This window comes from Microbacter margulisiae (assembly GCF_014192515.1).
Taxonomy (GTDB): Bacteria; Bacteroidota; Bacteroidia; order Bacteroidales; family Paludibacteraceae; genus Microbacter; species Microbacter margulisiae.
This window is the reverse complement of the sequence record NZ_JACHYB010000001.1, coordinates 1073762-1086720: the sequence shown is the minus strand read 5'-3', so window position 1 is coordinate 1086720 and position 12959 is coordinate 1073762. Positions and strand designations below refer to the sequence as shown.

Genomic DNA, 12959 nt, shown 5'->3' with positions numbered 1-12959 from the left:
TTATTTTGAAGAATGAAATTTGATAGCAATCATAAGACAAAATGAGACTCATCAAATAAATCAGCAACAAAATCAATACATAACCATCTATTTATTATATACTTAGAATCAAAACGCATTAATCAGGTTATTTTCTTTGTCTTGCTATTTTGAGAATAGTAAAAAAATTGTACTTTTGCAACGCAAAAAAACGGCGATTTAGCTCAGCTGGTTAGAGCGCATGATTCATAATCATGAGGTCCGGGGTTCAAGTCCCCGAGTCGCTACCTTAAGGCACTTGTGAAAAACACCTCACAGGTGCTTTGTCTTTTTTTATAATCTTCCATTACTGAAAGATTTTGTTCATTGAAACTTTCAACATAAAACCGATTCAATATGACAACCATTTGTAATATTCCTTCTACTAAAGATAAAAAACGTGTCGTCATCATTGGAGGTGGCTTTGCAGGGTTAAAACTGGCAACACTGTTGGATTCCAGATATTATCAAACCGTACTACTCGACAAAAGGAACTACCACCAGTTTCAACCACTGTTTTATCAGGTAGCAACATCCGGGTTAGAGCCAAGCACAATCTCATTCCCATTTCGAAAAATCTTTCAACAGAAAAAAGAGCTCCATTTTCGTCTTTGTTCAGCAGAAACTATCAACACCGAACTCAATTATGTTGAAACTTCTATTGGAAGGATTCGATATGATTATTTAGTGATTGCCACAGGATGTGATACAAATTTTTTTGGCAATCAGGCGCTCAAAGAGGCTACGCTTCCTTTGAAATCAACCACGGAAGCAATGACCATGCGCAATCAAATCATATACACTTTGGAATGTGCCACCAGTACAGATAATAAGGAGGAACGTCAGAAATTACTTAATTTTGTAATCGTTGGAGGAGGTGCTACCGGAGTCGAATTAGCAGGAGCCTTGGCTGAAATGCGAAAATTCATTTTACCGAAAGATTACCCTGACTTCAAGGTGCAACGAATGCAAATTTATCTGATTGATGGAGCTAATCGTCTTTTAGGGGCCTTTTCAGAAAAGACATCAAAGATTGCATACGATTATTTGTCGAAAATGCATGTTAATATTACCCTTGGAGCTACGGTTAACTCTTACGAAAATGAAATTGTTACGCTAAGCAACGGAGAGCAGGTTCCGACAAAAAATTTATTTTGGGTAGCCGGCGTAAAGGCCAATAGCTTGGATGGTTTTGACAAACAGTTGTATGGACGCGGAAATAGATTGATTGTCAATGAATTTAATCAAATCAACGGATTTAAAAATGTTTTTGCTGTAGGAGACACAGCCTTAATGACTACACCGGAATGGCCTAATGGTCATCCCCAGGTGGCACAACCAGCTATTCAACAAGCAGAAAATCTGGTCAATAATTTAAATCGAATGGCAAAAGAGAACGGTGCATTTAAGCCATTCAAATACAACGACAAAGGTTCTTTGGCAACCATAGGCCGTAATACAGCCGTGGCAGAATTGCCATTAGCTAAGTTTTATGGCTTTTGGGCGTGGTTGTTGTGGTTGTTTGTTCACCTCAGATCCATTGTTGGCGTAAAAAACCGGTTATTCACATTTTTCAACTGGTTGTGGAGTTACCTCACCTATGACCAGTCGTTACGATTATTATTGAAAGACGAAATACCTGTCAGTGAAGGAAAACCATGCGAAACCGACTCAATCACTCAGAACCCTTAGCGGGGAATATTTGGAAAGACATTCCCGAAGCCGGTTGTGACGAAGCCGGACGGGGATGCTTGGTCGGTCCAGTATTTGCTGCAGCCGTGATCTTACCAAATGACTTTCAATGTTCTTCATTAAATGACTCGAAACAACTGACAGAGAGACAACGCTACCAATTGCGCCCTATCATTGAACAGAATGCTATAGCCTGGGCAATTGGCGTAGTATCAGCAGAAGAGATCGATCAAATCAATATTCTGAATGCTTCCATTTTGGCAATGCATCATGCTATTGAAAAACTTTCCGTTACACCACAACATCTTATCATAGACGGGAACAGATTCAAGCCCTATCAACAGATTCCACATCACTGCTTTATCAAAGGCGACGGGCGGTTTCTTTCTATTGCCGCCGCATCAGTATTAGCAAAAACCTACCGCGATGATTACATGTTGGATTTAGACAAGCAATTTCCTGAATATCATTGGATAAAAAATAAAGGATACCCAACCAAAGAACATCGTTCTGCTATTGTACAATATGGAATCAGTCCACATCACAGGAAATCTTTTCGATTGTTAGATCCCCAGACAGAATTAATGTTTTGAAACACGCCAGATCAATAGAAATCGCAAATTTCCGTATCTTTGCTGGAGCAATTTTTACTATGAAACGAGCATGTAAATTATATATCCAAGGATATGATAATGATTAACATGCGAATTTCATGCGACATTTAAAAATAAAAGTTATTATCGTATGAAACTGCTAACTTTCTTCCTATCTACACTTTTTCTAACCATTACATCACAGGTGATGCATGCACAAACCCCAACAAATGACACTTTACTTCATCAAATCATTAATGGGGATTTTCAGCCAAAACAAATAAAAGCGTTACAATCAATGGAAAACGGGGATTATTTCACCCAGCTCTGTGATTCGGGCAAAGCCGTTGTAAAATTCAGTTACAGAACAGGGAAAGCCGTTGATACATTATTTAATATCCGCACGGTATTCCATTGCCCGTTAAAATCTATTGAAGGATACCAGTTAGATTCAGCTGAAGACAGAATGCTGGTTTATGTAAATGCGAAACGCACTTACCGTAGAATTTTTTCGGCTAATTATTATGTTTACGATGTAATGCGCAAAAACATGAAACCTCTTTCCGATGGAGGGCCTCAGGAATCACCCGCGTTTTCGCCCGACGGACGGATGGTCGTATTTGCACGCAACAATAATCTATATATAAATAAGTTGGATTATGATACGGAAGTTCCTATTACAACGGATGGAGAAGCCGGAGAAATAGTCAATGGCATGCCAGACTGGATGTATGAAGAAGAATTTGACTGCATCAGAATGTTTGTTTGGTCGCCGGATAGCAAGTTAGTTGCCTTCGTCAAGATTAATGACACCAATGTAAAGCCATACAGTTATATACGATACGAAGGTGAAGATCCATCCTTTCCTTCCTCTGCAACTTACCCGACAGTTGTATCTTTCAAATATCCTAAAGCAGGGACGGCAATTCCTCAAGCAACAGTACAGATTTACAATACATACTACAAAACAACCCGGCAAGTCAATATTGGCAATGACTCCGACGTTTACATACCAAAAATCGAATGGACCCGAAACATAAATGAGTTAGCCATCGCAAAATTCGATCGTGACCAAACGAAAATGCAGCTTTATTTTGCCAATCCCCGGTCAACCGTTTCACATCTTGTCCTAACAGACCAAAGCAATACGTATGTAGATTACCGCAATCTACAATATTTATCGTTTACCCCTGATGGAAAACATTTTGTATATGTAAGTGAAAAAGATGGCTATCGTCATGCCTATCTATACACAACAACCGGCATTTTAGAAAAAGACCTTACGAAAGGCAATTGGGATATCACCGATTTCTATGGTTATGATGCAGCAAAACGAATCAGTTATTTTCAGGCAGCCGAAATTTCTCCATTGGAACGTAACGTATATTCGATGAATGCCAAAGGAATAGAGAAAAGGCTCACAGAGGGTCAAGGCACGCATTCAGCGACGTTTAGTAACAATTTTGCATTTTTCATTGACCACACATCTTCACTAAACACTCCCGATCAATATATCCTTCGTTCAACAAATGAGAAAATGGAACGTCCTTTGGAAATGAATGAGGCTCTCATTGCCAAAATTAACGCTTTGGGATTGCCAAAAAAAGAGTTCTTCACCTGCCATGGAGCTGACGGAACCTTACTCAATGGATGGATGCTGAAACCTGTCAATTTTTCAAGCTCAAAAAAATATCCGGTCTTAATGGTTCAATATAGCGGACCAGATTCACAAGAAGCCGGAGATTTCTGGACATTTGATTGGGAATATGTCTTGGCTGCTAAAGGTTATATCGTAGCATGCGTGGATGGCCGGGGTACTGCAGCCCGCGGAGTTGCCTTCCGAAAATGTACCTATGAACATTTAGGCGTAAAAGAATCGGATGATCAGGTAGCTGTTGCCAAATATTTGGGAACCTTGCCTTATGTGGATAGCCATCGCATAGGGATTTGGGGATGGAGCTACGGAGGATATATGACGTTGATGTGTATGACAAACGGGAGCCATGTGTTCAAAGCGGGAATCGCCGTTGCTCCTGTAACAGATTGGAAGTATTATGACGCAGCATACACCGAACGTTACATGAAAACGCCACAGGAAAATCCTGATGGATATAAAAAAAGTTCTCCTTTGGAACATGCAGCAAATTTACATGGAAAATTATTGATTATCCATGGGCTAGCCGATGACAATGTTCATCCTCAGAACACATTCGAATTTACCGAACGTTTGGTTCAAGCCAATAAACAGTTTGAAATGCAGATATATACCAATAGGAATCATAATCTTATCGGCGGTAATACGCGTTATCACCTCTTTCAGCGCATGATTAATTTTTTGGATCGAAATTTATAACAATACAACCCTTTCAGTCTTCCTGTTGAAAGGGTTTTTTGCACAAAACCAAGATGCTGACAATCTCTTTTTTAGAATTATTGCTACCCCATAAAAAAATAACAAATATCACACAGGGTACAAAATAAAAAATGTACCTTTGAATAAACAAACAGAATTTATCCCGTACATTATAATCAACTATTAAACAATACGATAAGGCAACTTTCTTTACCCATATTCCAAAAAAAGGAAGAGAAAAAGAGAAATTATTCACTAAATCAAATTGATATTTTTATGAAGAAACACAATTTCAATGCAGGGCCATCAATTTTGCCTCAGAGCACCATTGAAAATACTGCTAAAGCTATTCTCGATTTTGACGGTATAGGACTATCAATTATGGAGATCAGCCATCGTTCGAAAGAATTTCAAGCAGTGATGGATGAAGCAACTGCTTTGTTCAAAGAATTGCTTGCTATTTCTGAAGGTTACTCTGTTCTTTTTCTCGGAGGAGGTGCCAGTATGCAGTTTGCCATGGTACCATTCAATTTATTTGAAAAAAAGGCTGCATATTTGAATACCGGAACCTGGGCATCCAAAGCCCTAAAAGAAGCAAAATTGTTTGGCGAAGTGATTGAAGTTGCTTCTTCTAAAGAAGCCAATTTTAATTACATTCCAAAACAATACACTATTCCGTCTGATGCAGATTACTTTCACATTACCACCAATAACACCATTTTCGGTACGGAACTGCATGAGGACATTGACTCCCCGGTACCTTTGGTTGCCGACATGTCTTCTGACATTTTCTCTCGTCCTATTGATGTTTCTAAATACGCATTAATTTATGGCGGAGCTCAAAAAAATCTTGCTCCTGCTGGTCTTGCTTTTGTTATTGTAAAAGACTCTGTATTGGGGAAGGTTTCACGTGCAATTCCTACCATGCTTGACTATCGCACACACATCAAAGAAGGTTCTATGTTCAACACTCCACCTGTTGTCCCTGTTTATGCCGCTTTGCAAACCTTGAAATGGATGAAAGAGTTAGGAGGTATTTCGGTTTTGGAAAAAATAAACAAGGAGAAAGCAGCATTATTATATGATGAGATTGATCGTAACAAGCTTTTCAAAGGCACTGCCGCAATCGAAGACCGATCATTGATGAACATTTGCTTTGTGATGAACGACGAATACAAATCCTTAGAAGAAGAATTTGGGAAGTTTGCCGCTGCAAAAGGTTTGATAGGCATCAAAGGGCATCGGTCCGTCGGAGGTTTCCGTGCGTCAACCTATAATGCTTTACCAAAAGCCAGCGTCATAGCATTAATCGATGCTATGAAAGAATTTGAAAAAGCACACTGATCGTTCAAAATTTTGCCTCTTTGTCATTGTTCACCAATGATAAAAAGGCAAAATCTTCTATGCGTACTATATGAATTTACGCATTCTTTGCATTCTTCACATTCAATTTATTTTATAAACATCATAGGTCGTTAGCCGTAAATTCTTGTATTCAAGGTTATTTGCGGTATTTGACGTATATAAACATTAATATAATACTGCAATGAAAATTCTTGTAGCAACTGAAAAGCCGTTTGCCAAAGCAGCAACGGATGGCATCAAAAAAATTGCTGATGAAGCTGGTTATGAATTGGTGTTATTGGAAAAATACACTGATGTGAATGATCTTTACAAAGCTGTAACTGATGTAGATGCATTAATTGTACGTTCCGATAAAGTGACACAAGAAGTGATTAATGCTGCTAAAAATCTGAAGATTGTAGTTCGTGCAGGTGCCGGATATGATAACTTGGATTTGAAAGCTTGTTCTGGACGAAATATTGTGGCTATGAATACTCCGGGGCAAAATTCCAATGCAGTAGCAGAATTAGCCATTGGCATGATGATTTTCATGGCAAGAAATAATTTTCAACCAGGTACCGGATCGGAATTGAAAGGAAAAAAATTGGGAATTCAGGCATATGGTAATGTCGGAAAATTAGTGGCACCATTGGCTAAAAGTTTTGGTATGGAAGTTTATGCTTTTGATCCGTTTGTCCCTGCTTCTGTTATGGAAAAAGATGGAGTGCATGTGGCATCTTCCGTCGAAGAATTATATAGCACCTGCAATTACATTTCATTGCATATTCCGGCAACTCCTGAAACCAAAGAATCAATTAATTTTGAACTACTAACAAAAATGCCTAAAGGAGGATGTCTCGTCAATACTGCACGCAAGGAAGTAATTCATGAAGCCGATTTAATGAAAGCTCTTGAAGAACGTCCTGATTTGAAATACATAACCGATATTATGCCCGGTTCTCACGCTGAGTTAGCTGCAAAATTTGGGACACGCTATTTTTCGACAGCAAAGAAAATGGGAGCTGAAACAGCCGAAGCAAATATTAATGCCGGGTTAGCTGCAGCAAGACAAATCGTGGCATTCTTTACAAAAGAAGACACTACATTCCAGCTTAATAAGTAAAGGAGTATTCATTCTTTATTGCTAAAAGTAAAACCTGAATTTATGAAACGTATTATATCAACACCAAACGCCCCGGCGGCAATAGGGCCTTACAGTCAGGCCATCGAAATAAATAATACTCTTTATTTATCAGGACAGATACCTGTTGACCCTAACACAGGCTCTATTGTTGAAGGTGGAATTATTGAACAAACCCAGCAAGTATTCAAAAATATCAAAGCAATCCTTGATGCAGCAGGCTATACAGTAAATGACGTCGTGAAATCAACCGTATATCTTGCCGACATGCAATATTTTGCCGAAGTGAATTCTCTTTACAAGATGTTTTATACATCCGATTTCCCGGCACGCTCAGCTTTTGCTGTAAAAGGACTTCCATTAGGAGCTCTGGTGGAAATAGAAACCATCGCAGCAAAAGAACCCGCATGAATTTTTTTCGATAAAATGCTGGTTTCTAAAATAATGAAGTCAGCATTTTTTATTGAAGATTAGCTGTCACCTCTCCAAAGCGGATAAAAGTGATAATGCTAAAAAAATTAGTTTTTCTATTTGCCAATATCAAAAAATCAACTACCTTTGCATTCGCAAAAAGCCCAGATGGCGGAATTGGTAGACGCGCTGGTCTCAAACACCAGTGGATTCACTTCCATGCCGGTTCGATCCCGGCTCTGGGTACAAAGTCAAATGATAATCTTGTCATTTGACTTCATTTTTAGAATATAAAGTTGCAAAGCAGCGGAGTTTCATTGTCAATCTCTACTAACAATAAATTCCAAAAAGAACGTTATCTTTGCATCGCTTTTGGAGAGATGGCAGAGTGGTCGATTGCGGCGGTCTTGAAAACCGTTGTACTGAAAGGTACCAGGGGTTCGAATCCCTTTCTCTCCGCAAATTGAATATACAAATATAGTAAAAGCTCGTAAAATCAATGATTTACGAGCTATTTTGTTTTTCGGGAATAGTCAAAATATTCAATTTTCATCAATCTTTAGGAGATCCATTCGGGTACCCAAAGATTTAGGATCAATCGGGAAAGTTGTGTTTTTGTTGATTAAGCATAAATTTTTGTTAGTCTGAAAAGGAAAAAATTCACATCTCTCACGCCTCTGAAAGATGCCCTAAAAGCTTTGATTTTGGCATTGAATGATTCTGCAGAAGCATTTGTACTTCTGTGATTAAAATAATTCAGGATTGTCAAATAATGTGATTGAATGGTTCTGGTGATGCTTCCAAATGACAAAATACCTGAGTTATCAACCCTATCATACCACTGTGCCAGTTTAGCAAAAGCTACTCCTTTGTCTTTTGTTTGATGGTAAATAGCCCCCAATTGCAAGGAAAAATGATATGCTTTCTTTAGGTCAGGATACAGTTCAAAAAGAATTTCAGCTCTTGTTTTCTGAGAATATGTCCATGCTGTGGGTTTCTTAAACAACAAATATCTGCTACGCGCCAGTAGTTGCTTGAGAGTGTCTCCGTTTGCCAGAACCGGTGGATTGTATTTCCTTCCGCAGGCTTTCGCTAATGCCATATCGATCGTTTCCCTGTCCAGTGCATTCCAACGATGTTTAATTCTGAGCTCCTGAACGGCATCATAAGCCAACTGTTGAACATGAAACCTGTCGGTCACTCTACTGGCTTGGGGAAAGCAAATTTTGATCACGTATTCCATATTGGCTGCCATATCCATGGTAACTTCCCGGACTTTCCACCTGACACGCTTTGGCAGCTTGTTGAGAACCGCGACAATATCCTCTGCCTTAGTTCCCCGAACCATAGCCACAATGGTTCCTTTACCTCCTTTTGCCGCTTTGTTGGTGACAATAGTATATAGTTCTCCGTTAGACAAGCTGGTTTCATCTATACTTAAGAAGCGGCCTACATTATCCGGATAAAGCAGCCATTGGTGAGCATGAGATTTTTGATCCCACTGATGATAATCACTCAGATAGTCCTTGTATTGCTCTTGCAACTGCTTGCCATCCAGATAATAATGCACTGCAAGGGATTTAGCACTTATGGGATGAGTATCCAGGTAATTCTTTTAAAAAAGCCGCGAATTCCTGTGTAAATCGCGTTCCTTTTGCCGTAAGTTCCCAATTTCGGCTAACCACTTGGTTTGTATTGGCATTCAACCACCTTCGACACTTAATCTTCAAATCAAATACCTTTCCTCGTATTGGAAAATCATGTATGGTTTGTTCCTGATGAAAGCCATGACAACGAAGAGGTTCTCCTGCATACTCTGAAGGAATATCAGGCTTTTCTTCAAGATAAACCGCATAACCTATCCCAATGTTCCTAACTGATTTTATTTCAAAATACTCCAGAATCCCTTCTGGCAATATTAACTCCAACAACTGATGTTCCGCTGACTTTAATTCTGTCTCTTTTTCCATGAAACAAAATTATCATTTTTTATCCTCTAACACAACTTTTCCGATTGATCCAAGATTTACAAGTTCCGGGTAACCGATTTATTCAAAAATTATTCATAATCAAGTAGTTCAATCATTGAACATCTTGTATAAGAGTTAAAGAACAACTATTTTTGAACATTCTAAAAGGTTACCACTAATGAATGCCAAGCTTTCCATTCTCTTTTATGCAAAGAGAGCAAAAACAACAACAGAAGGATTAATCCCCATTTATCTAAGAGTTACAGTTGATGGCGAGCGTATCGAACTGTCAACCAAACGTTACACCCATCCCGACAAATGGTCTGTCGAAGGCAACCGTATGAAAGGCACTACGGCAGAAGCCAAAGCCGTTAATGCTTATCTTGACACCCTAAAGGCCAAAGTATATGATTATCAGCAACAACTTATCCGAGAAGATGAGGAGGTGAATGCAGAAAACATGCGTAACAAGATATTAGGGATAGATAAGCGCAAACACATGCTGGTGCCGATTTTCAAACAACACAACGACGGAGTTAAAGCCTTGATTGGAAAAAATTATGCTTCAGCTACTCATGTTCGATATGAAACAGCCTTAAAACATATCGTTGAATATCTCCAGTGGAAATACAAAGTATCCGATATAGATATTCGCAAGATAGATCACGAGTTTATTACAGGCTATGAATTCTATCTCAAGTCAGAATGCAAATGCTGTCAAAATACCACTTCAAGGTATATTAAGAACTTTGGGAAAATCATACGCATTTGTTTATCCAATGGTTGGATTCAACGCAATCCCTTTATCAACTTCAAAAGCAAAATCGTTGAAGTAGAACGGGTATTTTTATCCCCGGATGAGATTGACATCATGTTGAATAAAGAATTCGCCACGGAGCGGTTAAATCAGGTCAAAGACATATTTCTCTTCAGTTGCTTTACCGGATTGGCATATGCCGATGTTAAAAAGCTATCCTACAAAAATATCGGGATAGGAATCGATGGGGAACGCTGGATCTTTATCAACCGTACCAAAACCGACACCCGGTCTAATATACCCATATTACCCATAGCTTCAGCCATTCTGGAAAAATACCGGGAACATCCGCAAGTAATCATCAAAGGTAAACTGTTGCCCATATTGAGTAATCAGAAAATGAATGCTTATCTCAAAGAAATAGCCGATTTGTGCGGTATCAACAAAGAATTGACATTTCACATTGCCAGGCACACATTCGCCACCACAGTTACCCTCTCTAATGGCGTTCCGATCGAAAGCGTCTCTAAAATGTTAGGGCACAAAAACCTCAAGACAACCCAGCATTACGCCAAGATTTTGGATCTGAAAGTCAGCAATGACATGCAAATATTGAAAGCTAAATTTGAGAATAAAAGCTTATCGGATAGAAAAAAGAAACTTGGATAAATTAGTAATAATTCTTCATCTACTCCTAGAAAAGGATTTTCAGGTTGCTCCCGGAAATCCTTTTTTATTGCTTATGGATCAACTTCAATTTAACAGATATGGCAATCTAAAAATGTCAGTATATCTAAAAATAAAAAAATATGTGATTAACATTATGCTGTATAACATGATTATCTAAATTTCATACTACTTCTTATTTTATAAGTTGTATTTTTGTAGGTTCAATTTAATTTTTTGTATCTGATATTATCAATTATTGAAAGAAAGGAAGAGTTAATGCCTTGTGATAATTAAGCTGTTGATTTACAGCTAACCAGATTAATTAAATAAATTGAAATTAGTAGTTAAGTAGCCTTTATTTGAAATGATAAATACAACAACCCGGATCAGTAAGAATCTGAATGCTCAATTGCAAGCCATTGATTTGGAAGAACCTAATATCATCAGAAAATCACAAAAATCCATTACGTGTATTAAAGAAGCACTTAGTCGCCTAAAATCCTTTATTGTTGACTATAAGTTTAAAAATAACGATGATGAAATTCTTTTTTTCAAAGAGATAAAACCCGATATATTCAGCAAGCTGATTTATTATGTTGAAATTTTCAATATCGAAAGCCGCCGACCAATGGGAGTCTTTGAGTTACAACATAACTACATATGTCAGGAGCTTGAAAAACTCACTCTCTTTTTCAACGAACATCTCGAGTTTTACCAATACTACAGGATGAGATCCACCTTACTCGATGACAAATACTTCCTTCGCGGTAAAGAAAATCTCCATCTTTACCAGGATAGCTTGATGTTTTATGCCGATCCTGAATTTTCAACCAGCCATGATTACATGGTGGCAAAAATCATTGCAAATGACCGGCTCGAAGCATACCTCAATACTGAATTGGAAGTCTTGTCACTGAAAGCCTCAAATCCAAATTGGGGACAAGTTGGGAGCGCTTGTAATAGCGTTTTACAATGGACGGATAGTAAAACATCATTAATAGAACTCATCTATGCCATCTGCTCAGCAGGGTGTATCAATAACGGTCATTGCGAGATAAGGGAGCTTTCCGCACTGTTTGAGCAAGTCTTTAATACCCGTCTTACAGATATTTACCGCACCTTTCTTGAAATCAAAATCCGTACCAATCCATCCAAATTTATGGATACCCTTAAAGAAGCCCTGCTCCGGAAGATTGACGAAGACTTAAGCGAAAAAGTACTCTCCCTCATTTTTCTGATTTCCATGTGGTTTTGAATCAAATGAATGAAGAAACCCCCTGTCAATAACACATTTCCACATTTAAACCCAAAAACTATATTTTTTTCATCCCAACTGGGGACAACTTGTGAATGAAACCCGCTAATAATTGTTTTTTGACAAAAACGGCTATTCAGGTTTGATATACAAGATTCCAAAGGTTAATTGTCTCTCTTCGAACTCTATTTCCCCCTTTTTGTTATCAGCTAATAAACCTTGTGGTTAACCCGTCTATGGTGCTTTGCGCCTTCCATGATCTATTGTTGGATTTATTATACACAACTCAGGTGTAATTTGTTTTAACGTATATTTTTTGCAGGCTTTCCATAAAGATTTTAGCGAAAAGGGGGGAAAAAGGGAATGCTGAGGACAAGACATTGGTTTTTTTTCTATTTTTTGAGAGAGGAATTTGATTATTCAGGATGGATAATCATGATATGGGAGGGTATTTTGGATGTATTTTGGCCTTATTTTTTCATTTAGGGCAGAGTCCGGTGGATAAATGGGGGAAAAATATATTCTTATATTTCAGTTTGTTGTATGTTTTTTGAGGGAAAATAGGATAAAAAAGGGGGATAAATTTGGAATGGGAATAAAAAAGGGCTTATCTTTGCAGCCGCTTTGCCAGGGGACATGAGAGTTCCTGATCAGGGGGGCGGAAAAAAAGAGCACAAGATATTTTGCAGACCGAAAAAAAGCAGTATCTTTGCAGTCCGTTTCGCCAGGGCAGGCGGGCGAGCGATCTTTGGAAGA

10 protein-coding genes and 3 tRNA genes are annotated in these 12959 nt (G+C 38.4%); 11 read left to right on the top strand and 2 right to left on the bottom strand.

Features of this window, described 5'->3' with window-relative positions:
- Positions 1-192 precede the first annotated feature (192 nt).
- The 9 genes from FHX64_RS04505 to FHX64_RS04465 all read left to right on the top strand — a co-directional run bounded on the left by FHX64_RS04505 (position 193) and on the right by FHX64_RS04465 (position 8011).
- Positions 193-266 (top strand) — tRNA-Met (locus FHX64_RS04505).
- A 109-nt stretch (positions 267-375) separates the two neighbouring features.
- Positions 376-1710 (top strand): NAD(P)/FAD-dependent oxidoreductase, encoded by a 1335-nt coding sequence (locus tag FHX64_RS04500; protein WP_183412614.1) that lies wholly within the window; start codon positions 376-378, stop codon positions 1708-1710.
- On the top strand, positions 1677-2303 hold the full coding sequence (locus FHX64_RS04495) for a ribonuclease HII (protein WP_183412613.1): 627 nt from the start codon (positions 1677-1679) through the stop codon (positions 2301-2303). The genes FHX64_RS04500 and FHX64_RS04495 overlap by 34 nt, the downstream gene beginning before the upstream one ends.
- A 151-nt stretch (positions 2304-2454) precedes the next feature.
- Positions 2455-4656, top strand: a complete 2202-nt coding sequence (locus FHX64_RS04490; protein ID WP_246392298.1) for a S9 family peptidase — start codon at positions 2455-2457, stop codon at positions 4654-4656.
- 276 nt (positions 4657-4932) lie between these two features.
- The gene (serC, locus tag FHX64_RS04485) at positions 4933-6000 is read left to right on the top strand and encodes a 3-phosphoserine/phosphohydroxythreonine transaminase (protein ID WP_183412612.1); all 1068 of its coding nucleotides are present in this window, start codon (positions 4933-4935) and stop codon (positions 5998-6000) included.
- A gap of 202 nt (positions 6001-6202) precedes the next feature.
- Positions 6203-7123 carry an NAD(P)-dependent oxidoreductase gene (locus tag FHX64_RS04480; RefSeq protein ID WP_183412611.1) on the top strand — a complete coding sequence of 307 codons (921 nt, stop codon included), beginning with the start codon at positions 6203-6205 and terminating at the stop codon, positions 7121-7123.
- Positions 7124-7165: 42 nt separating this feature from the next.
- Positions 7166-7552, top strand: a complete 387-nt coding sequence (locus tag FHX64_RS04475; RefSeq protein ID WP_183412610.1) for a RidA family protein — start codon at positions 7166-7168, stop codon at positions 7550-7552.
- 162 nt (positions 7553-7714) lie between these two features.
- Positions 7715-7798 (top strand) — tRNA-Leu (locus tag FHX64_RS04470).
- 128 nt (positions 7799-7926) lie between these two features.
- Positions 7927-8011: transfer RNA gene (locus FHX64_RS04465), tRNA-Ser, on the top strand.
- Positions 8012-8174: 163 nt separating this feature from the next.
- Here the strand turns inward: FHX64_RS04465 and FHX64_RS04460 are convergent.
- Both FHX64_RS04460 and FHX64_RS04455 read right to left on the bottom strand, forming a co-directional pair.
- Positions 8175-9122 carry an ISAon1 family transposase gene (locus tag FHX64_RS04460; RefSeq protein WP_425487950.1) on the bottom strand — a complete coding sequence of 316 codons (948 nt, stop codon included), beginning with the start codon at positions 9120-9122 and terminating at the stop codon, positions 8175-8177.
- Between the two features lie 10 nt (positions 9123-9132).
- Complete coding sequence (locus tag FHX64_RS04455) at positions 9133-9522, bottom strand: ISAon1 family transposase N-terminal region protein (RefSeq protein ID WP_183411864.1); 390 nt, start codon at positions 9520-9522, stop codon at positions 9133-9135.
- Positions 9523-9700: 178 nt separating this feature from the next.
- Here FHX64_RS04455 and FHX64_RS04450 point away from each other — a divergent pair, with 178 nt between their 5' ends.
- Both FHX64_RS04450 and FHX64_RS04445 read left to right on the top strand, forming a co-directional pair.
- Entirely contained in the window at positions 9701-10948 is a 1248-nt protein-coding gene (locus FHX64_RS04450) for a site-specific integrase (RefSeq protein WP_183412609.1), read from the top strand.
- A gap of 364 nt (positions 10949-11312) precedes the next feature.
- Positions 11313-12203 carry an RteC domain-containing protein gene (locus FHX64_RS04445; protein WP_183412608.1) on the top strand — a complete coding sequence of 297 codons (891 nt, stop codon included), beginning with the start codon at positions 11313-11315 and terminating at the stop codon, positions 12201-12203.
- Positions 12204-12959: the final 756 nt, after the last annotated feature.